A 25,091-nucleotide genomic window follows, 5' to 3' on the forward strand; every position below is an offset into this window, starting at 1 on the left:
GATCTTGCTCCGTTATCCATGTCGCGCCTCTCGCTGCTCGTCGATCTCGCCTCCCTCCTCGCCCGGGAGGTCGACTTCGACGCCCTCCTCGGCACGGCGTGCGAGCGGCTCGCGAAGGCGCTCCGCGCCGACCGCGCGACGATCTGGCTCGTCGACGCGGAGCGCGGCGATCTCGTGACGCGCGTCGCCCTGCTGCCCGAGCTCCCCGCGCTCAGGCAGCCGCTCGAGCGCGGCATCGCGGGGCACGTCGCCAGGACCGGCGAGGTCGTGCGCGTCGACGACGCCGCGCGCGATCCGCGCTTCGATCCGTCGGCCGACCGGGCGACGGGCTACACGACGCGCTCGATGCTCGTCGCGCCCATCCGCGAGGACGGCGCCGCGCCCATCCGCGGCGTCGTCCAGCTGCTGAACCGCGCGGGAGCGCCGTTCGATGAGGAGGACGAGCGCTACCTCGTCGCGCTCGCGACGCAGCTCGCCCGCGCGCTCATGCTGACGACGCTCCGCGCGGCCGAGGGCGGCGGGCCGGGGGTCGTGCTGCAGGGGCCGTTCAACCGGATCGTCGGCCGCAGCGAGCGGCTGGCCGCCGTGTACGAGAAGGTCCAGCTCGCGGCGCAGACCGACGCGACCGTGCTGCTCCGCGGGGAGACCGGCACCGGCAAGAGCCTGTTCGCGCGGGCGATCCACGTCAACTCGCGGCGACAGACGCGGCCCTTCGTCACCGTCGACTGCACGACGCTGCCGGCGCAGCTCGTCGAGAGCGAGCTCTTCGGCCACGAGCGCGGGGCGTTCACCGGCGCGGATCGGCGCGTGCCGGGCAAGGTGGAGCTCGCGGAGGGCGGCACGCTGTTCCTGGACGAGCTCGGGGACCTGCCGCTCGACATCCAGGGCAAGCTCCTCCGCTTCCTGCAGGATCGCTCCTTCGAGCGCGTCGGCGGTCGCCAGACGCTCCGCGCCGACGTGCGGGTCGTGTGCGCCACGCACTGCGACCTCGAGCGCTTCGTCGCCGAGGGCCGCTTCCGGAAGGATCTCTACTACCGCGCGCGCGTCGTCGAGATCGACCTGCCGGCCCTGCGCGAGCGCGGCCCCGAGGACGTCGAGACGCTGGCCCGCCACTTCGCGGACGTCTACGCGACGAGGTACGGAAGGCCCGCGCCGCGCTTCGATCTGGACGCGCTCCGCCACATCCGCGCCCATACCTGGCCGGGCAACGTGCGCGAGCTCGAGCACTGGGTCGAGAGCGCGATCGCCCTCGCGCCGGACGGCCGCATCTCCGCGGGGCACCTCCCGGCGCGCCGGCGCGAGGGCGCCCCGCCGCACACCGACGCGGTCCGCGAGGGCGACGAGCAGGTCGCGCTGCCGCTCGGCCTCACCCTCGACGAGGTGACGCGGCGCTACGTCGAGGCGATGGTCCGCGCGTGCGAGGGGAACAAGACCGAAGCGGCGAAGCGGCTCGGCGTCGGCAGGAACACCCTGGCGCGCGCGCTCCGCACGAAGAACTGAGGCCGCGGCGCGCCTCCGGCCGCGCGCTCGCGCCGCGCGGTGGCCGCCGCGGGCGCGCGGCTCGGAGCGCCGTGTACCCCGCGTCACTCCGGGGTCACACGGAATGCCACGCCGATGCCGGCGACCGCCGCGACGTCGGAGGCTTGCCACCTCTGGACGGAGCCGACCTTCAGATGAGGGCGCGCCAGGGCGACATGCAGCTCGAGGAAGCTGCGCAGCTCCACGGTTCGCCAGAGGCCCCACTCGGCGCCCCCGCGCACGCCGGAGGTGAGTATCCAGGGGAGGTTGCTGTCGTCTGTCGGCTTCAGGTTCCCCGCGAGCGCCGCGTTGGCGACGCCGGACTGCAAGAAGTTGCACAAGAAAACGGCATCCCTGTGCCTGCAGAGCGACAGGAGGCCGACGCAGACGCTGCTCTCCGGCCCCATGATCGGGGTGTCGCTCGGATCGCTGCCCAGCGCCCAGAGCACGCGCGCCTCGACCGACATGGACACGTCGAGCCAGCGGAGGGTGGCTGCCAGCGAGGGGCCGAACGCCGTCGGGGGCATCAAGCCGAACGCCAGCACGGTCGACGTGCTGAGCTCGCCCACCGTGCGCGGCTCGCTTACCGTGCGCGGCTCCGAGACGCGTTGCGTGTCACCTGCGTACGCCCGAGCCGACAGAGCGAGGCTCAGCGCGACCATCAGGACGATGCGATCCGTGTTCGTCACCGCGCGACCGTAGGAGAGCGCTCCGGCGCGACGGAAGCCGAAGCGGGCGCGCTCGCGCAGAAACCGGCAAGCGTAGACCATTGCGCCGAGCGGCGGCGTTTGCCTCGTCTCGCTGTCTTTTCGACGCACGGGGCGCCGCCCGGTCGATCGAGGGAGCGCCGCGGGGGCGTCCCTTCGTCCTGACGGCCTCGGAGGTCGCCCGAGCTTCCGGCGCGCTAGCGCGCCCTGCGGCGCGCGGCCTCGCAGAGGGCCGACGAGATGGGGTCGCTGGGGAGCTCCGGCGGCAGCTTTTCCTCGCAGGCCACCTCGGGGCTCAGCGGGTCGAGCGCGGTGCCCGCCGAGAAGGCGCGCTCCGCGTCGGCGCCTCCGTGGAGCAGGCCGTGCAGCGACCACCACCGGCCATGGCGGCTGTTCACGTCCTCCACCTGCTCGACGAGCGGAGCGGCGCTCGCCCGCTCGCCCGAGGCCAGCAGGGCGGCGGCGAGGAAGCCGCGCACCGCCGGCTCACGCGGCGCGAGCGCCTGCGCGCGGGCGTGCTGGACCGCCGCGGCGGCGTGGTGGCCGCGATCGTGGAGCAGCTGGCCGAGGCGCACCCGCTTGGCGACCTCCTGCCGGTGCGGCATCTCCCCGCCCGGCGCCAGGTCGGGCGGCACGTCGGCCGGCACCGTGGCGAGGTAGGCGCGCCAGCGCTTGTCCCAGGCCGCGAGGTCCGCGCCGGAGATCTCGGCGATCGCTCGCTCCAGGTCCGCGTCGCTGCTCGCGTCCTTGAGCCGGCGCAGGAGCTGCGGCAGCGCCGTGTCGCCCGCCTCCCTCGTCCAGTAACGGATGAAGCTCGCGACCTCGGCGAACACGATCGCCGCCTCCTCCGCGCTCGGGAGCATCGCGATCGAGGGGCCGATCTTGTCGAGCGGGCGCCCGAGGCCCTTCCGGATGCCGAGGACGGCGATCGCGTCCGCGGACGGCACGTCGTCCAGCGGGTCGGGCTCGCGCCAGCGGACCTCCTCGCGCTTGGCCACGCCCTCCTGCAGCCACAGCGGGGCGTTGTCGCGCGTCCCGCGCGAGAGCGCGAGGTGCGTTATCTCGTGCGCGAGCGTGTCCAGCCAGGGGTAGCCGTTCGGCGTCGCGCGCGGGGAGAGCATCGTCACCCGCCCCCACTTGGCGATGGCGACGGTGCCCGTCGTCCGCGCCGCGTCTTCGGGCAGGCCCGTCATCGCGGAGAGCGTGAACTGATCCCGGACGAGATCGATCCGCAGCGGCCGGAGGAGCTCGACCCCGAGGTCCTTCGCGAGCACGTCGCGCGTCTTCGCGGCGACCTCGACGAGGAGCGGCACGAGCGCGCGATCCTCGTCGTCCTGGAGCCGCACCCAGACGCCGCGCTCCTCGTCGTTCACGACGACCGTCGCCGCGGTGGCGCGGGCGCAGCCGCGCGCGATGTCCCCGAGCGCCGCGCCTTCCGCCGTCGCCGCGAGATCGGGGCGCGCGAGGATCGCCGACGCGGCGTCGCAGTCGCCCTCGTAGATGGCGAGCCGGCCGCGCTCGATCGCGAGCGCGGGGTCGGCTGGATCCGCCCCCTTCAGGATGTCCCGCGCCGCCGGGGCGTCGATCTCCAGGATCGCGGCCCGCGCCCGCACCGCGCGATCGAGATCGCCGACCGTGATGCGGCCGGACGCCGCCGTCGACACGGTCGCGAGCGCGCCGAGGATCACCGCCTTGAGGCCGCGCCTCGCCATGGCCGTCGCCCTGCGCGGAGCCCTGGCCGGGACCGCTGCACCGTCGATGCGCCTCATTTCAGGAGCCCCTCCGCGTAGCGCTTGACCGCCTCTCTCAGCCGCGGATCCGAGGCGCCCCCGAGCCCCTCGAGGACGCGCCGCCGGAACTCCTCGGGGCCCTTGTGCTTGTCCTTGTCCGGGATGTCGGCCTTCCTCGCCATGTTCCTCTCCCCTTCCGACTCGGCGTCGCCCTCCTGACCCTGGTCCTCGCTGCGCGACATCTCGAGCAGCCGCTGCGCGTCGCGCTGGCGCTCGTTGCCCTGCTCGCCGTTCCCCTCGGAGAGGGCGCGCTGCGCGTCGCGCATCGCCTCCTCGGCCTCGTCGAGGCGCTCGAGCATCTCCTCCGGCATGCGGCCGTCGCCGCGCTCGCCCCGCTTGCGCAGCTCGCGCGCGCGATCGGCGAGCGAGCCCTCGCGCTGGCTCGACCTCGCGAGGCCCTCCCGCGCCCGCTCCGCCGCAGCCCGTCGCAGCCTGCGCAGCGCCTCCTCGGCCCAGGCGAGCTCCTCGGCGAGCGCCTGCTGCGCCTCGGCGGCCTCGCGGCCGGCCCGCTCCTCGGGGAAGAAGCCGCCGCCCTGCGCGCCGAGCCGCTTCGCCTCGCCCAGCGAGCGCATCGCGCCCTGGCCGCTCTGGACCGCCTCCTCGGGGCGGACCTGCTCCAGCGCGCCGGCCATCGCCTCGGCCTGCTCCCTGCCAGCCGCCGCGGCGGACTCGGCCGAGCCCGGCGCTCCGCCCGGCTGCGGCAGATCCCGCACCGCCTCGCGGATCGCCTCCGCGTGCCGCTTCGCCTCCTCGCGGAGCGCCGCGGCGTCCTCGGGCCGCGACGCGCGCGTGAGCTCCTCGGCGACCGCGTTCACCTCGGCGGCGTGATCGCGCGCGAGCTCCTCGAGGTCCCGCTCGCTCTGCGCGACGCTCTCGTCGGCGCTCGAGGCCTCGCCGGGCTCGGGTCCGCGCGGCGCCCCGGACTCCACCCCGCCGCGGCCGCCGCCGCCGAACGAGGGCTCCGGCCGCCTGAGCCGCGCCGCGAGGTCGCGCGCCGCGAGCTCGGCGTGCATCCAGTCGCCGGCGCCGCGGGCGCGCGCGATCCTGCGCAGGTCGTTCGCGACGATCTCGCCGAGGTCGAGGCCGAGCTCGCCGATCTTGCTCAGCTCGACCCCCCCGCCGCCCAGCACCGTGACGGCCGCCTCGAGGCGGACCTCGCCGCCCCCGCGATCGCCGCCGCCGAGGAGCCCGGCCGCGGCCGCGGCCTCGTCCGCGACGTCGGCGAGCCGCTGCGCGACGGCCCGGGCGTCCCGGAAGCCGAGGCCGCGCAGGCCGGCGTCGAACGCGAGCAGCACGCCCTCGGTCTCGTCGAGCAGCCCCTGGTGCGCCGCGCGCGTGGTCGATCTCCGCTCGGCGGCGAGCGCCTCGTCGAGCCTCGCCAGCTGACCGCGCGCGAGCGACGCGATGCGCCCCCGCACCCGGAGCCCGCCGTAGTCGGCGGCGAGCGCCCGCTCGACCTCCGCCTTCGCGGTCGCCTGCACCTCGGCCTCGCGCGCCGCGTGCGCCGCGGCGCCGACCGCGTCCGGCGTCCTCTGGCCGATGCGGTCCGCGAGCAGGTCGGTGAGCGCGTCGCGCGCCTTCGCGAGCGCGACGTAGCGCCGCGCCTCGGGCTCGCCCACCTGCGGCGGGATGACCAGGATCGCCTCGCTCCTGCCCCACTTCGGGCCCTCGATCGGGTCGTTGTCGCGCGCCTCGATCCGCACCTCGATGGGCACGTACGTCCTGCGGAAGAACGGATCGCGCGCCCTGAGCTCGTAGCCTCCGCGGTCGATCTTCGCGTCCCCCGCCGGCCGCGAGAGCACCCGGCGCTCCTCCTTCGCGCCGGCGCGCAGGACGAGATCGACCTCGCGCAGGCCGTGATCGTCGGTGATCTCGTAGCGGAGCGGGATGCTGGGCTCGTCGAGGAGCCTGACCGTGCGCGGCGCGCCCTCGAGCGTGACGCGCGGCGCGTCGTCGGCGATCGACACGACGCGCTGCGCGTCGGCCTGCCGGACGCGCACCTGCCCGAAGCGCGCGGCCACCTGGAGGGTCGTCGAATCGCCGAGCGTCCAGCGGGCGATCACGCCGTCCTTGCCGTCGTCGACGAACGGGACCTCGGCGCCGCCGTCGGTCAGCACGAGCGCGCGGCCTCCCCGGATCGGGCGGCCGCGCATCGTGATCACGGTCCCCCGCGGCTGCATCGTCGTCGCGAACGGCAGGAGCACCTCCGTGCCCTCGTGCAGGTACTCGGGCGGCGTGGCCGTCATCTCGACGTCCTCGATCCACGGCAGATCGAGCGGCGCCTCGCCGCCGCGGGCGGCGAGGACGTCGAGCCCCTCGACGACGCGCGACGGCTCGATCGCGGCGGCCGCGAGCGCCGTCACGCCGAGGGCGAGGCCCGCGCTCGCCCACCGCGCGGCCGCCTGCTGCGCGCGCGCGAGGATGCGCGTCCGCGAGGCGCGGCCGAGCAGGCGCCGGAGGTGCAGGCCGGCGAGCTCCGGCGACCCGACCCGATCGTCGGCCGCGGCGCGATCCACGAGCGAGAGCGCCCTCAGGGTGGCGGCGCCGAGCGCCTCGTCCGCGCGGCCGATGATCTCGCGCACGGTGCGCCGGGCGTCGCCGCGCCGCCGCCGCGCGAGGATCGCCCGCGCGACGATCGCCGCGAGCAGCGCCGCGAGGCCGGCGCCGGCGAGCCCGCGGGCGAGCGGGGAGCCCACGCGCGCCACGTGCGCCGCGCCGAACAGCCCCGCGAAGGCCGCCGCGGTGAGCGCGCGGCGCGCGGAGGGATCCACCTCGGTGTCCCAGAGGGAGCGCAGCCGCGCGATGGACAGGGCCGGCGCCTCGTTATCCATGGAGAGGCAAGGGTAACCGGCGGAAGGAGGTGGTCCAGCGGATCGGTGGGATCCCCGGGGGGGTGAGCGCCTGGGCGATCAGACGTCGAGCTCGCCGTCGGTCATGAACCAGCTGTCCGGGTCGAGCAGCACGCGCCGCAGCTCGTCCGGGAAGCTGGGGTCGAGATGTACGATGAGCCACCGCGAGCCGACGCTCGGGGGGTGGGGGCGGGAGAAGAAGCCGAGCGCCCGCAGGCGCGCGCTGAACGAAGGGGGGGTCACGAGGAGCATCCCCACGGAGACGTGCCCCTCGCGCCGCATCGCCTGGCAGAACTCGAGGAGCAGGGCGTCGAGCAGGGGGCCGCTGTCCTCGCAGAACACGTCGGTCATCTCGACCTTGTTGTTCCGCACCGAGTAGACGGCGTAGCCGAGCAGCCGCCCGTCGTGCCTGTCGAGCATGCAGAAGAAGCGGTAGCGCGTGTTGCCGAGCTGCGCGTAGCGCCAGTTCAGGAACTGGGCGCTCCGCTCGCCGACGATCGGCGAGGGCTTCGCCCGCGACCACAGCTCGTCGAAGCGATGGTCGGCGGCGTCCACGAGCTCGGTGCGCACGCGGCTGCCCTTCGCGAGCAGCGCTGTGGTGTCCCGGAGCGCCATGGAGGCGTCGACGGCGCGCCCGGCGGCGCGCACCAGGGCGTTGTCCGGCTTCACCGTCGCTCGCTGCACGACGCGCTCGGCGGCCGTCGACAGCGCCTGCGTGAGGGGGGCTGGCGGGTCGCCCGGCGTCGCCGCCTCCCAGAGCGCGCGCCAGCGAGGGTGCGGGACCGCCGAGGCCGCCCGCTCCGCGACCCGCTGCACCACCGCGCTCACCGTGCTCCGCTGCTCCCCGGCCGACGAGGCGGCGAGCTCGCTCAGCTTGTACGCGGCCATGAGGGGGCGGACCCAGAGGGTGGAGTCCGCGATCTTCTTGTAGCCGGCGCGCTGGAAGATCGGGAATGACGCCTTGTTGGGGAAGCCGAACAGGAAGTCGACCCCGGCGTCGCGGCAGCCCTTCGCGAGCTCGCGCTGGATGCTCATGGCGGCCCCGGCGATGCGGTGCGCCCTGGTCACGCCGAAGTCGCCGAGCACGCCGGCCTTGAGCTTCCGCCCGCCGACGTGGACCTCGCGCGGGTAGAACGAGCCGCTGCCGATGATCTCCCGCTCCGGGCCGTGAAAGCCCATCCAGGTCCGCGGGGGGCCCGCCGGGTTCTGCTCCTGGAACCAGCGCATCCGCCGCTCCACGAGCTCCTGCGACACCTCGCCGTGGGCGAGGTTCTCTTTCCAGAGCTGCGCGAGGACGTCCCTGTGCTCTTCCGGCTGGATGCGGGCGGCGCTGTAGACCTTCTGCATGGCGTTCCGGTGCGCTCTCCTGGCGCGGCCGAGCGGCGCGCTGGGGCCGTCATGGCCGAAGGCGGCAAGGGCGTCAATCGTGCCTGGCCGGGGCTTCTCCGTTCACTTCGCCGTTCATCATCGACGACGCACGACGCGAGGGGGCGTTCCGCGCCGGGCGCAGCGAGGCGCGCGGGGCGACGGCATCATCACGGAACGAGGGTACACTCGCGCGATGTTCCGCCGCGCCATCGCCGCCGTCGCCTGGGTCTCGCTGATCTTCGCCCTGGCCTGCAGCTCTGCTCTCTCGCCGCCCCCTCCGGGCACCTCGCAGCCGAAGGCCGGCGGGGCCGCGGCGCAGCCGTCGGGGGCGGGCGCGCCGCTCGACGATGTCATGGTCGCGGAGGGCGACCCCGGGCCGGTGCCGGTGACCCGCGCCGATCCGGCGCGCGGCAGCCGGCTCGCGCCCGTGACGATCGTCGTGTTCTCCGATTTCGAGTGCCCCTTCTGCAAGCACCTGGACGGCACGCTGAGGCAGCTGGAGCGGCGCTACGGCCCGGACCAGCTGCGGATCGTGTGGAAGAACTTCCCGCTCGCCTTCCACAGGCAGGCTCGGCCGGCGGCCGAGGCGGGGATGGCGGTGTTCGCGCACGCCGGTCCCAGCGCCTTCTGGGCGTTTCACGACGCCATCTTCGGCGCGGACGAGCGGCTCTCGCCGGCGCTCGAGGCCGTGGCGCTCCGGCGGGCGGGGGTGACCCCCGGCCAGGTCAAACAGCTCGTTCAGCGGAGCGCGGCGGCGCAGAAGGTCGACGCCGACATGGCGCTCGCCGCGCGGCTCGGCGTGAACGGCACGCCGGCGTCGTTCATCAACGGCGTCGCCCTCGTCGGCGCGGAGTCGGCGGAGCGGTTCGCCGAGATCATCGACGCGCAGCTCGCCTCGGCGCGGGCGCTCCGCGCCGAGGGGACGCCGCCGGAGCAGGTGTACGCGGCGCTCACGAAGAAGAGCTTCGCCCCGCCCGCCGCGGAGCCCGAGGACGCCGAGGAGGAGGAAGAGCGCAGGACGGTGCACCTCGTGCCCGTCGGGGACTCGCCCGCGCGCGGCAAGGACACGGCGCTCGTCACGATGGTGCTGTTCAGCGACTACCAGTGTCCGTTCTGCAGGCGGATCACGCCGACGGTCGACAAGCTCGCGGCGCAGTACGGCGACAAGCTGCGCGTCGTCTGGAAGGACAACCCGCTGCCGTTCCACCCCCGCGCCGAGCCCGCTGCGGAGCTCGCGCGCGAGGCTCGGGCCCAGAAGGGGGACGCCGCCTTCTGGCAGGCCAATGACCGCCTCCTCGCCGTCGAGGCCAGCCTCGACGACGCGGCGCTCGAGGCCCTCGCCGCGGATCTCCGGCTGAACGTGGCGGCGGTGAAGCGCGCCATCGCCTCGCGCAAGCACGCGGCCAAGATCGAGGCCGACATGGAGCTCGCGGACGACCTCGGCGCCGCGGGGACCCCGCACTTCTTCATCAATGGACGCCGGCTCGTCGGCGCGCAGCCGCTCGAGAAGTTCCAGGCGCTCATCGACGAGGAGATCGCCAAGGCGGAGGCCATGGTCGTGGCGGGGACGCCGCGCGCGAAGGTCTACGAGTCCATCCAGAAGCAGGCTGTCCCGCCGGCGTCCCCGCCGAAGGTGTCCGTCCCGCCGCCGTCCAAGGGCCACCCCGGCAAGGGCGCGGCCGCCGGCAAGGTGGTCATCCAGATGTTCTCCGACTTCCAGTGTCCCTATTGCGCGCGCGGCGGCGCCACGATGGACGAGCTCATCAAGGCCTTCCCGGGCAAGGTCCGCGTGGTTTTCCGCCACCTGCCGCTCCCTTTCCACCCCGAAGCGCAGCTGGCGGCCGAAGCGGCCATGGAGGCGCTCGCGCAGCAGGGGCCGGCCGGCTTCTGGAAGATGCACGATCGGCTCTTCAAGGCCCATGACGCCTCGAACCTCGATCGCGCGGCCCTGGAGCAGCATGCCGCGAGCATCGGGCTCGACGCGGCGCGCTTCGCCCGGGCGCTCGACGAGCGCACCCATCGATCCGCGGTCGAGGCCGACGCGCAGACCGCGCGGAGCGCCGGCATCACCGGGACTCCCGGGTTCGTGATCAACGGTTACCTGGTCAGCGGAGCCCAGCCGCTCGCGAAATTCAAGAAGGTCGTGCGCCGCGCCCTCCGCGAAGCGAACTGAAGCGAAAGGAAGCGAAATGAAGCGAACTGAACGTAAACGCCCGTGAGCTGAACGCGGCCAGGCAGACCGAGCTTGGGCTGCGGGCTTCTGGCCTGGCGCTCGGTCGACTGGCCTTCCGTTCGCCATGCGCGTCTCTCGGGGCGCGTCCATCGGTATCGCCCGCCGAGCTCGTGATACCTTGTCCCAATGCCCAAACCGCGCGGTCGAGTAACCTCGGCCGAACCCAGGCGCACCGTCAAGGCATCGAGCGGGCGGGGGCGCGCGCAGCCTCGTGACAAGGCGGGCCAGCGCGGCGTCGCCGATGCGGGCCCGCCGGCCGCGCTGCGCGACAAGCAGGAGCGGTCGCCCGTCAGCGCGCGGGCCACGCCCAGGAAGGCGAAGGGGACCGCCGCGCTTGTGGAGGCCGCTCCGGCGGAGCGACGGGTCGCGCCGAAAAAGCGCGCTGTGACGGAGCGGCCGGCGCCGAGGAAGGGCGCCGCGACGGAGCGGCCGGCCGCGCCGAGGAAGGGCGCCGCGAGGGCGCGCGCCGACGAGCAGCCCCGCGCCGCGCCGCCTAAGCGACGACCTCGGACCGCGAAGGTCAAGAGCACCGCGAAGGTCAAGAGCGCCGCGAAGGTCAAGAGCACCGCGAAGGTCAAGAGCCAAGCGGGCGACGCGGAGCTCTCGCCTCCCCGTCCGCCGGAGCTCGACTGGGACGACACGCCGTCCGGCAGCGCCGAGGAAGCGCTCGCCCAGCGCTGGGCAGCGCGGGGCGAGGAGCTCTTCCAGCAGCTCGCCGATCACGGCGCCTCACAGCACGAGTACCGCGCCGACCTCAAGGAGGGGCGCTTCGTCTGGATCGCGCCGGGCGGCCGCGTGTCCGCCGAGGCGGGCGCGCGCCTGCTATGCAGCTGGTCGCGCGCCACGTCGGTCCTGGTCATGGCGTGGGCCGATCCGCTCGTCAGCAGCACGGGGATCGAGCGCTTCGACGGGATGCCCGCGGAGCAGGACAGCGTGGACGAGGAGGGCGCCTGGCAGATCGCGATGAGGTCGGCCGACGCCTGCGGCGCGGCGTACCTCTACCGCGTGTCCTCGCCGCAGGCCCTGTACTTCCTGGCGCTCGACGATCTGACGTTCTCGCCGAAGCGCGCCTCGTTCCACCCCGGCGCGCCGGTCGGCCTCGTGCTGCGCGCCATCGGCGAGATCCGCGAGGCGATCGCGTCCCGCGCCGAGCCCGCCGAGGTCATCCGCGACAGGATCTCCGCGCTCAGCGACTCGCTGTTCCACCAGGCCAGGTACGCCTACCGCGACACCGACTGGGTCGCGCGCCTCGACCGGACCGGCTCGTGCTTGATGCACCTCGCGAAGCGCATCCCGCGCGCGTGCTTCAGCGCGGTCGCGGCCGGCCAGCGCGTCGACGAGTGGCTCGAGCGCGAGCTCGCGCTCGAGCTGCTCAACGCGCTCTCGCTCATCGAGGACGAGTGGAGCCTGTTCGGCTGACGGGCCGCCGCGCCGCGCCGCGCGGCTGAGCTCGCGCCGGCGCTCGGCCCCGTCCCCCACCGCCCCCCGCCAGCCCGGTGCGTGACCCGCGCGGCACCGCTCTTGAAAGGTCGAGAGGGGGCGGAGGTGAGGGGAGGCGGCGATGGGTCGAGCGAAGCTGTTCCAGGATCGCAGGGACGCCGGGCGCAGGCTCGCGCAGCTGCTCTCGGGGTACAGGAGCGAGGCGCCGCTCGTGCTCGGCCTGCCGCGAGGCGGCGTCGAGGTGGGCTACGAGGTGGCGCGCGCGCTGGGCGCGCCGCTCGATGTGTGGATCGTGCGCAAGCTCGGCGCACCCGGGCAGCCGGAGCTCGGCGTGGGCGCGATCTCCGAGGGGGGCGAGGTGTACATCGACCGGAGCCTCGTCGCGCTGCTCGGGATCACCGAGGCGGAGCTCGCCGAGGTCGCGGAGCAGCAGGCCGCCGAGGTGGAGCGGGGGGTGCGCCGGTTCCGGGGCGACAGGCCGATGCCCCTCATCGAGGGGCGGACGGTCATCGTCGTGGACGACGGCATCGCGACCGGCGGCACGGTGCGGGCCGCGCTGCGCGACCTGCGCAGGCGCTCGCCGAAGCGGCTCGTGCTCGCGGTGCCGGTCGCCGCGCCGTCGAGCCTGTCATCGCTCGGCCGCGAGGTCGACGGCATCGCGTGCATCGAGGAGGACCCCGGCCTCCAGGCGATCGGCGCCTACTACGAGGACTTCTCGCAGACCTCCGACGAGGCGGTCGTCCGGCTGCTCGCCGAGGCGCAGCGCGAGCTGCCGCCGCCCGAGGGCGCGGAGCGGCCGCTCTGCGTCCAGGCGGGGACGGCGGCGCTGCCCGGGGATCTCGCGGTCCCGGAGAGGGCGGTCGGCCTCGTGCTCTTCGCCCACGGCAGCGGCAGCGGCCGCAGGAGCCCTCGCAACCGCTCCGTCGCGGAGGCGCTCTGGCGATGGGAGCTGGCCACGCTGCTCTTCGACCTGCTCACCGAGGACGAGGCGGAGGAAGATCGCCGGAGCGCTCGCCTCCGCTTCGACGTGGACCTGCTCGCCCGGCGGCTGATCGGGGTGACGGACTGGGCGCTCGCGCGCCCCGAGCTCCGTCATCTCGGCGTCGGCTATTTCGGCGCCAGCACCGGCGCGGCGGCCGCGCTGATCGCGGCGGCGGCGCGGCCTCGCGCCGTGGGCGCCGTCGTGTCGCGCGGCGGCAGGCCCGATCTCGCGGGCGCGGCCCTGGCCAGGGTGCGGGCTCCGACGCTGCTCATCGTGGGCAGCGCGGACACCGCCGTGCTGGCGCTGAACCAGGACGCGCTCGCGCACCTCGCGGGCCCGCGCCGCCTCGCCGTCGTGCCGTCGGCGACGCACCTGTTCGAGGAGCCGGGCGCGCTCGCGGCGGTGGCCCGGCTCGCGGGGGAATGGTTCGCGCAGCACCTGTCCCCGAGGGGCGACGAGGCGCGGCCGTGACGCGGCGGCCGGCGACGCGGACGCCGGCCCGCGTCGCCTACTTCGAGAGCCAGACCGTGTAGGCGTGCGGCATGAACGGCGCATCGTCGGGATCGAACGGGCGGCTCCGGATCATGCTCCCCGCGTTGACGCCCACGAGGAGCAGCCCCGAGAGGCCGTCGAGCCCGACCACGGTGCGCTGCGCGCGGCTGCTGCCGAAGATGCCGGCCACCTCGACGCGGCCGGCCTCGGCGCCCCGCCTGTCGACCTTCACGATCGCCCAGCGGAACAGCGCGGGCAGCTCCCAGTCGGCCACGAAGGTGATCTCGGCCGCCTTGAGATCCGGCCGAGCGCTCGCGTCCTCGGCGGAGAGATCGAGCCACAGGTAGGTGGCGCCGGTCGGCTCGATCGGCCGCAGGGGCGCGACCCGCCGCGGGAGCGTGGCGTAGGGCAGCGACCACTCGAAGCGCACCCGGCCGAAGTCGCCGAACCGCTCGGCGTCCGACAGGTGGGCGCCGTCGCTGCGGCTGCCCAGGAACGCCCGCGCGATCGCGAACTCGAGGAGCAGGTCGTCGAGGTCCTTGCCGCGGGACCTGAGCGACGCCCGGAGCGCGTCGAACGTGTCGGGCTCGGCGCGGAAGCGCGCCGCGCCTGCGGGCGTGGACTGCGCCGCGATGGCGAGCAGCGACATCGCGACCTGCGCCGGCGTCCCGGTGCCGTAGGCGTCGTCGAGGTACCACGGGAAGAGCAGGGCGCCGTCGAGCGCGCCGAGCGCCGCGCCCGTCAGCGCCCGCTCGGGGGCGCGCTGGAAGGCGTCGATCGCGGCGAGCTCCTCGGCCGCGCAGGGCGCCGCGATCGCGGCGAGGTAGCTCGCGGCCATGGCGAGCGCGCCCTCCTCGGCCCCGGCGTCGAGGCGCACGGCGACGGCGTGCCCGAGCGCGTACGCCGCATCGGACGCGCTCGGGCACCCGCCGCGCCCCGGCGCCGCGATGAGGGCGAACGCGCTCGCGGCGTCGAACCGCTCGCCGACCGCCCGCAGGTCGTGCCCGACGCGCGTGGGCCTGCGGCGCGGGCCGCGCTCCAGGTAGAGATCGTACGACGGGCTGCCGCCCCGCGCGCCGTCGGGGAGCGGCCGCGGCAGGCCGAGCGCGTCGTAGGCGCGCATCGCGGCCTCCAGGTGAGCGAGGCTCTCCAGGAGGGCGGCGCCGGGGACGTCCGCGGGCGCATGCACGCACACCGGCAGCGTGAAGGAGCAGGCGCGCTGCGGGGCGTCGCGTTCGCCGGGGCGCTGCACCGGCGAGACCACGGGGCGGCCCTCGGCCGGCGAGCCGGCGGCCTCGTCGGGGGGCGCGCCAGGTTGCGCGCTCGACGCGGGCGGGCCGGTCGACGGCGCGTCCGGCGCGCGCGCTGCCGCCGCGTGGGGGCCGCCGAGGGACGCGATCAGCGCGATCAGCGCGAGCGCGCAGGGCGCCTTGCGCCGCGGCCGCTGCGGAGCAGGCGCGCGCTCCCGCCCCTGGGGTGGGGCGTGCGTGGGGCACGGTCTCGTGGGGAGCGCTACAGCCATCCGGAGGCCCGCGGGCGAGGTCTGCCCCCGCGATGGGGCCCTAGCTCATCGCACGAGCGGCGCCTCCTGCCCATCCCGGGATGCTCCACGCGGCCGGCTTGCGCGGCGCCGGGTCGGGCGGCCGGGCCGCGGAGCGTCCTGCGGATTGTACCGGTGTGACCGTGCCAGATACTGCCGAGCTCGTTGCATGGCTGTGCTCGGACGAGGAGGTGTTGAGCGGCCGAGGTACAAAGGATGTCTGGAAGATAAAATCGCGACTTCTCCTGTGGCGCAGCGGCTCACGCGTTGTGGTGCATGTGCGCCGAGCTCGTTCCAGTCCAGGGCTCGCTCAACGAGATGCACACCGCGAGCTACTCCTACGTGAACCAGGAGCTCGCGTCGTTCTGTGGCCTGGAGGCGCCGGGCGGGGCCGCGGACCAGGACGGCATGACGCGGGTCGACCTCACCGGGTCGAACCGGATGGGCATCCTCACGCTCGGCAGCGTCCTCCGCACCCACGGCGCGCCGCCGGGTCGTCGCCCGTGCACCGCGGCAAGTTCGTGCGCGAACAGCTCCTTTGCCAGCCGCTGCCGCCGCCGCCCGCGGGGCTCGACGTCAAGCCGCCATGGACCAGGCCGAGCTGGCATGGCCGCGTCCGCCCGGCCGGGTCCGCTCGGCCGCCAGGTGCGTGGCAAGCGACACGCCGAGCGCCAATTTGCCTTGAATTCTGCTATCCTGCGTACCCCCCGCCCGCCTCCAGGGCGGGGCGAAAGCCCAGGACGCCTCAATGACACATCCGCTTCACGACATCGTGCTTCCTGACAGCCGGCACGATTTCTTTCCCGTGGTGATCGAGATCCCGAAGGGATCGAAGTGCAAGTATGAGCTCGACAAGAAGACCGGGCTCTTGATGCTCGACCGCGTGCTCTACTCGTCTGTGCACTATCCCGCCAGCTACGGCTTCATCCCCCAGACGCACGCGGGCGACGGCGACCCGCTCGACGTCCTCGTCCTCATGCAGGAGCCGGTCGTGCCGCTCACGATCGTGCGGGCGCGCGCCATCGGCGGCTTCTTCATGCGCGACGACAAGGGCGTCGACGACAAGATCATCGCGGTCGCCGTCGACGACCCCTCCGTGGCCCATTACCTGACCCACGAGGAGCTGCCCCCGCACGTGACAAAGGAGCTCATGCGGTTCTTCATCGACTACAAGACGCTCGAGAACAAGCTCGCCGAGGTCGACACGATGTACGACAGGAAGCGGGCCCTGGAGGTCATCGAGGAGTCCGTCGCCAGCTATCGCTCGATCAGCGCCTGGTCCAAGGGCTGACGTGGCCGGGGTTGGGGGGCCCGGTCACAGAAGAGCACGGATGGATCGCTGCCGGGGTGGATCACGCTTCCTGGACTTTTTGGCGTCCACCCACGCGAAATCTCCGAAAAAATCCATAAACTGGCCCAGGACCCATGGGTAGCTCCTGAGAGACGGAGCGGCACACGGGTTGCTTAGTATTTCTCCGTGGATCGCTTTTCGACACTCACGGGAAATGAGCAGCTCGGCGCGAGCCCCGAGGTCGAAGCGCGCCTGGCGATCCAGCGGCCCCGGTCCGGCTTCGACATCGAGGGCGGGCCGAGCTCGTTCGCGTGGCGGATGGCATCGTGAATTGGCTCGACGCAAAGCGTCGAACACGACTCTACCCCTGGAGAGCCAGCTCGGTCCGCCAGCGGAACCAGGCAGAAGCGCTGAGAGATCCGATAAAGATTCGGGAACAGAGCCGGGAACAAGCCGGGAACAGAGCCGGGAACAGAGCCGGGAACAGAGCCGGGAACAGAGCCGGGAACAGATTCGATAAAGAATGACGAGTTGCGTCAGGGCGCGTGAGAAATCACGCGAGTTATCGAGGCGACACCGCTTGATCGGGGCTTGACAACATGAGAGACATCAGCTTTTCTCAAGCAATGATGAGCACGCTTAACAGCTTGGTTTCGGCGAGGGCGTGTCGCCGCTATTCCGCGGTCGCGCTCCTCCTCGCCGGCCCGCTCGGTTGCTTGGGCAATCTGGGCGATGTTGACGGCACGGCCGCCGAGGAGGGGGAGGAGGAGAACAAGCCCGATCCCACCAACCCGCTGCCGACCGACGATCCGCCGCCGCAGCCGCACGACATCCCCAAGGTGTCGGCCTGCATGGTCGAGGACCTCGGCACCCCCGGCCCGCGCGTGGTGCGTCGCCTGACGGTGGACCAGTTCGAGGCCACCGTCCGCGATCTCTTCAAGGATCCGAGCGTCGCCCTCCCGAGCATCTTCAACGATCCGCAGGTGCTCGGGTTCACGGCCGACGCGAACGCGCTGGTGATCCGTGACCTGACGGCCCAGCAGATCATGGACTGGGCCGAGGCCACCGCCGAGTGGGCGGTGACGAGCAAGCTCAACAGCATCACCTCGGTCACCTGCAGGGCGACGGACGCCGCCTGCCGGGGCGAGTTCATCCGTGACTTCGGCCGCCGCGCGTTCCGCGAGAAGCTCTCGGACGACCGCGTCGCGTCCTACGACGCCCTGTTCGCGCCGGAGAAGACGTTCGAAGACGGCGCCAAGGTGGTCGTGAGCGCCATGCTGCAGTCGCCGTTCTTCCTGTACCGCCACGAGATCGGGACCGATGCCGGCGGCGCGGGCGTCTACGAGCTCACCCCGCACGAGATCGCGAACAACCTCTCGTACCTGCTGACCGGGACCATGCCGGACGAAGCGCTGCTGCAGGCCGCCGACGCGGCCGCCGCCCAGGGCACCACGCTGACCAGCGAGCAGATCTCCCAGCACGCGCTGCGCATCCTGGAGGACCCGGCGACCAGGCCGCTCGCCGAGGCGGAGATGATGCGGTTCATGCGCGGCTGGCTCCAGCTCAACCGCCTGGTCACCAGCGTGAAGGACAACACGGTCTTCCAGCTCCCGGACGCGCTGCGCAAGGACATGATGTCCGAGACGCAGGCGCTCATCCTGGACGCCGCGTTCACGCAGAACGGCACGTTCTCCAGCCTGCTGCAGGCGGACTACACGTACATCAACAGCGACCTGGCGGCGCACTACGGCCTTGGCGGGGCCGGCGGCACCGAGCTGACCCGGGTGCAGATCCCCCCCGGGCAGCGCGATCGGGGCATCCTGGCCCACGGCAGCTTCCTGACCGGGCACGGCGGCGCGAAGCTGTCCTCGCCCACCCAGCGCGGCAAGATGGTCCGCACCCGTCTCCTCTGCCAGCCGCTCGAGCCCCCGCCGCCCGGCGTCGATCCGAACGTCAAGCCCCTGGAGACCCCGGCGACCACGCGTGAGACGCTCGCGAATCACACCGCCGGTACCTGCAACGGCTGCCACAAGTACATGGACAACATCGGTGTCGGCTTCGAGCACTACGACACGTTCGGTCGGTGGCGGAACGACGAGAACGGGCTCCCCCTCGACGTGACCGGCACGATCATCGAGCCGCCCTCCGGGTCGGACTTCAATTTCAGCGGCGCGACCGAGCTGGCCGACTACCTCGCGGCGAGCGAGGACGTCAAGGCGTGCATGGTCCGTTACTGGTCGTACTACGCGTTCGGCGGCACCTGGCAGCAGGACGGCTGCACGTACGAGAAGGTCCAGCAAGAGGCGGCGGTCGACGAGTACCGCATAAAGAGCGTGTGGCTCGCGCTGACGCGCGCGCCGCACTTCACCCGCAGAGTCCAAGGTCCGTGACCCCACGGCTGCAAACAACGAAGAGATCGGTAGTCAGCGAAAGGATCGGTCATGCGCAGCCACAGCCGTAGGAACTTTATCAAGGGTGTCGGTGCCAGCCTGGGGGCCAGCCTCCTGTTCTCGCCGTTCTATGACTCCATCGCCAACGCGGCTCCCGGGAAGAAGCCGAAGCGGCTCCTGATCTTCTTCACCATGGGGACGGCTCCCGAGGTCTGGAAGCCGAAGAGCGTCTCCGGGGAGACCCCCACGTTCAGCGAGGCCACCTCGCCGCTCGAGCAGGTGAAGGAGCACATCGTGATGCTCGATGGCCTCCCCAGCGCGAGCCCCGGCAACAACCACGGGTCCGCCGACGGCATCACGGGGATGGGCTACTACAGCAGCGGCCCCTACGGGCTGATCTCGGTCGACCAGTTCATCCTGGAGAAGCTGAAGCCGGCGACGCCCTTCCCCTCGCTCCTGCTCGGCGCCGACACGAGCGGCGGCAAGACGGGGTTCTACAAGAACAACAACCTGGTGCCCATCGGCTCCCCGATGTCCGCCTACTCGACCGTGTTCTCGGGGGTGGGGCCGACGACCCCGATCCCCAACGACACCTCCGCCGAGGATCGGCTGCGCCGGCGCAAGAGCATCCTCGACAACCTCAAGGGCGAGATCACGACCCTCAAGGGGAACCTGGGCTCGGAGCAGAAGTACAAGCTGGATCTGCACCTCGAGTCGCTCCGCCAGATCGAGCAGCGGCTCTCGACCGCGATCCCCGGCGGAGGGGGACCTGGGGGCGGCGGCTGCTCCGTCCCGACAGCGCCCTCCGGCGATATGAGCAACGCGATGAAGGCCAACCAGCTTCATCTGGACATCATCGTCGGCTCCTTCGCGTGCGACATCACGCGGATCGCGGCGATCCAGTGGGGCTCGGATCAGATGATGAACGTGAATCTGCCGGAGATCGGCCTGGCCGACGAGGAGCACAACGGCCTGATCCACGGCAACGACCCCGGGCACGTGAAGCTGATCAAGCTCGAGAAGTGGCTGCACGAGCAGTTCGTCGGCGTCATCAAGAAGCTGAAGGAGCTGCCCGAGGCCGACGGCTCCGGCTCGCTCCTCGACAACACGCTCGTCGCCTGGTGCCGCGACATGGGCGACGCGCCGGCGCACACGCAGAACGAGATGAAGTTCGTCCTGGCGAGCGGCAACGGCGGCTACCTGAAGACGAGCCCCGGCGGCCGGTTCATCCAGAGCAAGGAGCGGCACGAGCGCGTGCTGCTCAGCCTGTGCGACGCGATGGGCGTCACGGACTACGCCGGCTTCGGCGATCCGGCCCTGTCGGCCAAATCGCCGCTCCCGGGCCTGGCGGCTACCTGAGAACAGGGGGCGCAAGGCCCTCCGCCGCGACAGGCGCGCCCCCACGCGCCTGTCGCGGCGAGCTCCGGGCGAGTGAAAGGGTCTTTCATGCGCAGCCATCATCGTAGAGCTTTTCTTAAAGGCCTCGGGGCCAGCGCAGGGGCCAGCTTCCTGTTCACGCCGTTCCTCGACTCCATCGCCCAGGCGGCGCCCGGGAAGAAGCCGAAGCGCCTCCTCCTGTTCTGCACGATGGGCACGGCGCCCCAGATCTGGAAGCCCGCGAGCGTCTCCGGCGAGACGCCCACGTTCAGCGAGTCCACGTCGCCGCTCGCGGACGTGAAGCAGCACGTCGTGCTCGTGGACGGCCTCCCCAGCGGGAATCCCGGGAACAACCACGGCGCCCCCGATGGCCTCACCGGGCTCGGCTTCAGCGACCCCGCCAAGCTGATCTCCGTCGATCAGTTCATCGCGGACAAGCTCGTCGCCGGCGGGACGAAGACGCTCATCCCCTCGCTCCTGCTCGGGGCCGAGAGCACGGTGAACAACGGGAGGTCGCCGTATTATCGCAAGGACAACCTGCCGACGATCGCTTCCCCCAAGTCCGCCTACACCACCCTGTTCGGCTCGGCGATCCCGTCGAACACCACCGCGGACGACCTGCTGCGCCGTCGCCGGAGCGTGCTCGACAACCTCAAGAGCGAGATCGCGACGCTCAAGGGGAACCTGGGCTCGGAGCAGAAGTACAAGCTGGATCTGCACCTCGACTCGATCCGGCAGCTCGAGGAGCGGCTGTCCAGCGCGCCCTCCGGCGAAGGCGGCGCCTGCGGCGCGCCGGCGACGCCCGCCGGCGATCCGAGCGACCCGCTGGCGGCCAACCTCTTGCACATGGATCTCATCGTCGGCGCGTTCGCGTGCGACATCACGCGGGTCGCCGCGATCCAGTGGGGCTCGGATCAGGCCATGACCGTCGAGCTCCCGGACATCGGGCTGCGAGGCGAGGAGCACGGCACCATGATCCACACCGGCGCCCCTGCGCACCTCGACCTGATCAAGCTGGAGAAGTGGCTGGCGCAGCGGTTCGTCGACCTCATCACGAAGCTGAAGGCGATCCCCGAGGCCGACGGCTCCGGGACGCTCTTCGACAACACGCTGATCGCCTGGTGCCGCGACATGGGCGACTCGCCGAACCACAACATGAACGAGATGAAGTTCGTCCTGGCGAGCGGCGAGGGCGGCTATCTGAAGACGAGCCCCGGCGGCCGTTACCTCAGGAGCAACGAGCGGCACGAGCGCGTGCTGCTCAGCCTGTGCGACGCGATGGGCGTCACGAGCTTCAGCGGCTTCGGCGATCCGAACCTCCAGGCCAAGTCGCCGCTCCCGGGCCTGGCCGCGAGCTGAGGCGGCCGGCGCGCGGCTCCCCCCGGAGCGGCCTTCGCCGGTCCCATGACCGCGCCGGCGCTGCCCGCGCCGGGGCGACCGTCGTCGATCCGTGTCCCTCGACCGGCGTACACTGGTCGTCATGACGACGAGCGCGCCGGCGGGGTACGAGGCGGAGCAACGGCGAGACGACCTGTCCGCGTACGCGCGGTACCTGGCCGCGATGGACGCGTCCATGCGCCAGAAGGTCGCGCTCACGGCCGCGCACCTCCTGTGCGAGGGCCGCGTCGCCGACATGGGGATGGGCTCGGGGCAGGGCAGCGCCGCGCTGGCCCAGCTCTACCCGCGCCTCGAGGTGATCGGCGTCGACATCGATCCCGCGGTCATCGAGCTCGCGCGCCGCGCTCATCGGCACCCGAACCTCAGCTTCCAGCTGGGCGACATCGCCACGGCGGTCTTCCCGCCCGAGAGCCTCGACGGGATCTTCGACTCGTCGGTGCTGCACCACGTGACCTCGTATGGCGGCTACCGCCACGCGAACGCCGCCGACGCGCTGGCGGCGCAGGTGGAGCAGCTCGCGCCGGGCGGGGTGCTGGTGGTGCGGGACTTCGTCGACCCGGGGCCGGAGCCGGTGCTGCTCGACGTGCCCGCCGACGACGGCGACGACGGCCCCGACCCCCGCAGCGCCTCGACCGCGGCGCTCCTCGACCGGTTCGCCGGCGAGTTTCGCTCGCTGTCGCCGGAGCCGGGGTTCCCGCTGGCGCGCGTGGCGCCGGCGCCGTCTGGCGCGCTCCCCGCGCCGCGCCCCGGGTGGCGCCGGTATCGGCTCACCCACAAGCATGCTGTCGAGTTCCTGTTGCGGAAGGATTACCGCGCCGACTGGGAAGCCGAGGTCAAGGAGGAGTACACCTACTTCTCGCAAGCGCAGTTCGAGGCGCTCTTCGCCCGCCTCGGCCTGCGCGTGCTGTCGTCCACGCCGCTGCGCAACCCCTGGATCGTGCGCAACCGGTTCGCCGGCCGCTTCGAGCTCCGGGACGCCGCGGGCGCGCGGCTGCCTTGTCCGCCCACGAACTACCTGATCGTCGGCGAGAAGGTGAAGGCCGGTCAGGGGGTCGCGTTCGGGCTCCGGCCGGCGGAGGGCCCTCCGCGGTTCCTGCGGATCGAGCATCACCAGGATCGCGCCACCGGATGGGTGTTCGATCTGGCGGCGCGGCCCCACCCCACGCTCGACATCTTGCCGTTCTTCTTCGCCGGCGAGACGGCGTACGTGCTGGCGAGGACGAGCTACCCGCGGCCGATCGCGCACGCCTGCCGCGAGGAGACGCCTCCCCTCGACGGCAGCGGTCCGGCCGACTACCTGGCCGAGCCGATCGCGGTGGTGCAGAGCGAGTTCCCGGTCGGGCACACGGTCGAGCGCGCGCTGGAGCGGGCGGCCGGCGTGCGGGCGGCGGCGATCCAGCGGATGATCCCGGGCACGACGTACTACCCGTCGCCGGGCGGCATCCTCGAGGAGGTGCGCTCGATGCTTGTGGAGGTCGAGCCCACGTTCGTGAACGCGCCCTCGGAGGACGTCTCCGGGTTCGCCACCTCGGGCCGCATCCGCGCCATCGAGGCGCGCCAGCTGCTGCGCGCCGCGCAGGTCGGAGGCCTGCCCGACGCGCGGCTCGAGCTGAACGTCTACGACCTGCTGGCGCGCTTCGGATTGCCGTTCGGGCCGTGGATCGGCGACGACATCGCGCTCCCCGAGGGGCGCGCCGATCCGCCCGGAGGGGGCGCGGCAGGCGCTGCCGACGCGGGCGTCGGCGGGGACGGCGGCGCGGTGGCCGTCGTGCGGCCGACGTCGCTGCGCGCCCTGCTCGAGCGCCCGAGCCGCCGGCGGTTCTCGCGGGTGGACCCGAGCGCCAGCACCGGGTTCCTCGAGGTGCGGCGCGCGCGCTTCGAGGAGCTGGCCGAGGGCGGCGCCGTGGTGGCCGCGCGCGAGCTCGAGTACGTGGTGCCGCGGCCGCTCGGCGCGCTGACCGTCTCGACCACGCTGCTCGCGCGCGCGCCGTCGGGAGAGGTGCTGCTCGGCGTCGACGACCATGACCTGCCCGCCGCCCAGAGCTTCTCGGGCAGCAGCGAGCTCCTTGTCGCGCCGGCGTGGCGGCTGCCGCGGAGCGCGCGCACCCTCGCGGACGCCGAGGCCTTCGTGCGGACAAGGCTCCGGGTCGAGTACGGCGTCGAGGCGGGGGAGGCCGTCGAGCTCGGAGGTGCCTACCGCCCCTCGCCAGGGCTGACGCCGGAGCTTGTGCAGCCGCTCGCCTTCGTGGTCACCGCGGTGGCCGCGGAGGCGCCGGCTGCCCCGGCCGCCGCAGCGCCCCGGGTCGCGCCGGCGCCCGTCCCGGATCGGCGGCTGTACTGGGTGCCGCTGACCGAGCTGGTCGCGGGGCGGGAGCACCTGCCCGACGGTCACCTCCGGGTCGTGGCCCTGCGCGCCGCCCACGCGCTCGGCGCGGCGATCTCGCCGCCGCGCCCGCGGTGACGCGGCGCCGGCGCAGGCCACGCGCCGTCGTGTCGGTCCGATAGGCCACCTCGGACAACACGGCACAGATCGTCCCGCGGGCTCCTCCCCTGGTCGCCCCATCCGCCAGCGTCTCCACGAACATCGATGCTTCGCCGCCCGGCGCGCGCCGGGTGTCTCCCTCATGATGCCTCCGGGGAACGGCCGGGAGCGATCTCGGATTGTCACGGGCGGACGAAACTCTGCCTTCCGCGCCGGTGCGCGAAACGGACCCTCTCACGGCGCCAAGGATGAGCACAGGACGCCCTCCGAGCGCAGAGGTGGATTGCGTTCGAGCTGCCTGATGCCCGGACACAGCAATCGCGTGCGATGGGCGGCGGTCCCGAGACATCAGCGGCATTCGTCGCCATTCGTCGCATCGCGCCCCTCTCGCGCGCATTCAGCGCGCTTTCGCGCGATGCGCCGGGGTGCTGACGCATCGAAAGGCTGGCACGCCGCGCGCTTACAGCGCCGCACATTGCCGGCGATTGGTCGCCCCCGCAGCGCACAGCGGGACGGAAACCCCATGGACCTTATGAGCAATTCCCTGAAGATCGCGATGGCTGGCCTCTTGCCCACGAGCCGCTCCGTCCGCGGCGAGGCGCTCGGGCAGGACGCCCGGGCCGACGGCGGTCGGGCCAGCTCGTTCGTCGCGCTGCGCGCGCGCCTGCTCGCGAGCCCCAGCCTGGCCGGCGCGCTCAGCTTCATGCAGGGCACCACCCGCCCGTGGGAGCCCCACGAGCTCGCGGCGTGGCTGCACGAGCATGTCGTCGCTCCCGGCTGGATGAGAGCCCCGCGCGCGCTGCGCGAGCCGGGCGCGGAGACCGTGGAGCTCTGCGAGCTCGACGAGCGGCACCGCGAGGTCGCCGTGCTCACCGGGTGCGCGCGCCGGCGCGTGGCGCTCGCGCTGCTCGATTTCGTGGCGCCGAACCCCGAGCGCGGGTTCCTCCGCGCGGCGCTGTACAGCGCGCGCGTGCGGTGGAGCGTTGTCGGCGACCGCTCGGGCTGGCTCCCGGCGCCGCGCGAGAGCGACCTCCTGAGCGACATCGTGCTCAGCCTGCTCGCCGCCGAGATCCTCTCGGACGCGGAGCTCTACCGGAGCCACATGACCGTGTGCGCGGGGTGCGGCCGTGTCGCGTTCGCGCAGGAGGCGCGGCCGCGCGGCGCGGGCTGCCCCCGCTGCGACGGCGAGGTCAGGTGGCAGTCGCGCTGACACCGAGGGATCCAGCGCCGCCGA

Annotated in this window: 18 protein-coding genes; 12 read left to right on the top strand and 6 right to left on the bottom strand. The window is 73.0% G+C overall.

What is annotated here, in order from left to right:
• Positions 1 to 18: 18 nt before the first annotated feature.
• Positions 19 to 1,500 (top strand): sigma-54-dependent Fis family transcriptional regulator, encoded by a 1,482-nt coding sequence (locus WMF17_RS44750; RefSeq protein WP_437599652.1) that lies wholly within the window; start codon positions 19 to 21, stop codon positions 1,498 to 1,500.
• Between the two features lie 83 nt (positions 1,501 to 1,583).
• Here WMF17_RS44750 and WMF17_RS44755 read toward each other — a convergent pair whose 3' ends face one another.
• The 4 genes from WMF17_RS44755 to WMF17_RS44770 form a co-directional block, all read right to left on the bottom strand.
• Positions 1,584 to 2,207, bottom strand: a complete 624-nt coding sequence (locus WMF17_RS44755; RefSeq protein WP_437647036.1) for a hypothetical protein — start codon at positions 2,205 to 2,207, stop codon at positions 1,584 to 1,586.
• 215 nt (positions 2,208 to 2,422) lie between these two features.
• Positions 2,423 to 3,994, bottom strand: a complete 1,572-nt coding sequence (locus WMF17_RS44760) for a hypothetical protein (RefSeq protein WP_437599654.1) — start codon at positions 3,992 to 3,994, stop codon at positions 2,423 to 2,425.
• Positions 3,991 to 6,846 (bottom strand): DUF4175 family protein, encoded by a 2,856-nt coding sequence (locus WMF17_RS44765; RefSeq protein ID WP_437647037.1) that lies wholly within the window; start codon positions 6,844 to 6,846, stop codon positions 3,991 to 3,993. Before WMF17_RS44765 ends, WMF17_RS44760 begins: the two co-directional genes overlap by 4 nt.
• A 78-nt stretch (positions 6,847 to 6,924) precedes the next feature.
• A complete protein-coding gene (locus tag WMF17_RS44770) occupies positions 6,925 to 8,211 on the bottom strand; it encodes a GNAT family N-acetyltransferase (RefSeq protein ID WP_437599656.1) in 1,287 nt (428 codons plus the stop codon).
• A 214-nt stretch (positions 8,212 to 8,425) separates the two neighbouring features.
• Between WMF17_RS44770 and WMF17_RS44775 the strand changes: the two genes are divergently transcribed.
• From WMF17_RS44775 to WMF17_RS44785, 3 genes are all read left to right on the top strand, one after another.
• Complete coding sequence (locus tag WMF17_RS44775) at positions 8,426 to 10,405, top strand: DsbA family protein (protein WP_437599657.1); 1,980 nt, start codon at positions 8,426 to 8,428, stop codon at positions 10,403 to 10,405.
• Between the two features lie 186 nt (positions 10,406 to 10,591).
• Positions 10,592 to 11,884, top strand: a complete 1,293-nt coding sequence (locus WMF17_RS44780) for a DUF6882 domain-containing protein (RefSeq protein WP_437599658.1) — start codon at positions 10,592 to 10,594, stop codon at positions 11,882 to 11,884.
• Between the two features lie 142 nt (positions 11,885 to 12,026).
• Positions 12,027 to 13,358 (top strand): phosphoribosyltransferase family protein, encoded by a 1,332-nt coding sequence (locus tag WMF17_RS44785; RefSeq protein ID WP_437599659.1) that lies wholly within the window; start codon positions 12,027 to 12,029, stop codon positions 13,356 to 13,358.
• A 37-nt stretch (positions 13,359 to 13,395) separates the two neighbouring features.
• Here the strand turns inward: WMF17_RS44785 and WMF17_RS44790 are convergent, their stop codons facing one another.
• Positions 13,396 to 14,901 carry a hypothetical protein gene (locus WMF17_RS44790; RefSeq protein WP_437647039.1) on the bottom strand — a complete coding sequence of 502 codons (1,506 nt, stop codon included), beginning with the start codon at positions 14,899 to 14,901 and terminating at the stop codon, positions 13,396 to 13,398.
• A 356-nt stretch (positions 14,902 to 15,257) separates the two neighbouring features.
• A complete protein-coding gene (locus WMF17_RS44795; protein ID WP_437599661.1) occupies positions 15,258 to 15,428 on the bottom strand; it encodes a hypothetical protein in 171 nt (56 codons plus the stop codon).
• 12 nt (positions 15,429 to 15,440) lie between these two features.
• Between WMF17_RS44795 and WMF17_RS44800 the strand changes: the two genes are divergently transcribed.
• The 8 genes from WMF17_RS44800 to WMF17_RS44835 all read left to right on the top strand — a co-directional run bounded on the left by WMF17_RS44800 (position 15,441) and on the right by WMF17_RS44835 (position 25,067).
• Positions 15,441 to 15,671 (top strand): hypothetical protein, encoded by a 231-nt coding sequence (locus WMF17_RS44800; protein ID WP_437651469.1) that lies wholly within the window; start codon positions 15,441 to 15,443, stop codon positions 15,669 to 15,671.
• A complete protein-coding gene (locus WMF17_RS44805) occupies positions 15,668 to 16,210 on the top strand; it encodes an inorganic diphosphatase (protein WP_437599662.1) in 543 nt (180 codons plus the stop codon). The genes WMF17_RS44800 and WMF17_RS44805 overlap by 4 nt, the downstream gene beginning before the upstream one ends.
• A gap of 186 nt (positions 16,211 to 16,396) precedes the next feature.
• Positions 16,397 to 16,540 carry a hypothetical protein gene (locus WMF17_RS44810; RefSeq protein WP_437599663.1) on the top strand — a complete coding sequence of 48 codons (144 nt, stop codon included), beginning with the start codon at positions 16,397 to 16,399 and terminating at the stop codon, positions 16,538 to 16,540.
• A 296-nt stretch (positions 16,541 to 16,836) separates the two neighbouring features.
• A complete protein-coding gene (locus WMF17_RS44815) occupies positions 16,837 to 18,600 on the top strand; it encodes a DUF1592 domain-containing protein (RefSeq protein ID WP_437647041.1) in 1,764 nt (587 codons plus the stop codon).
• Positions 18,601 to 18,651: 51 nt separating this feature from the next.
• Entirely contained in the window at positions 18,652 to 19,959 is a 1,308-nt protein-coding gene (locus WMF17_RS44820; RefSeq protein ID WP_437647043.1) for a DUF1552 domain-containing protein, read from the top strand.
• A gap of 87 nt (positions 19,960 to 20,046) precedes the next feature.
• Positions 20,047 to 21,336 (top strand): DUF1552 domain-containing protein, encoded by a 1,290-nt coding sequence (locus WMF17_RS44825; RefSeq protein ID WP_437647045.1) that lies wholly within the window; start codon positions 20,047 to 20,049, stop codon positions 21,334 to 21,336.
• Between the two features lie 121 nt (positions 21,337 to 21,457).
• Positions 21,458 to 23,836 (top strand): methyltransferase domain-containing protein, encoded by a 2,379-nt coding sequence (locus tag WMF17_RS44830; protein ID WP_437647047.1) that lies wholly within the window; start codon positions 21,458 to 21,460, stop codon positions 23,834 to 23,836.
• Positions 23,837 to 24,389: 553 nt separating this feature from the next.
• Entirely contained in the window at positions 24,390 to 25,067 is a 678-nt protein-coding gene (locus tag WMF17_RS44835) for a hypothetical protein (RefSeq protein WP_437599668.1), read from the top strand.
• The last annotated feature ends 24 nt before the right edge of the window (positions 25,068 to 25,091 follow it).

Origin of the sequence: Sorangium sp. So ce362 (genome assembly GCF_051519845.1) — a bacterium.
Taxonomy (GTDB): domain Bacteria; phylum Myxococcota_A; class Polyangia; order Polyangiales; family Polyangiaceae; genus Sorangium.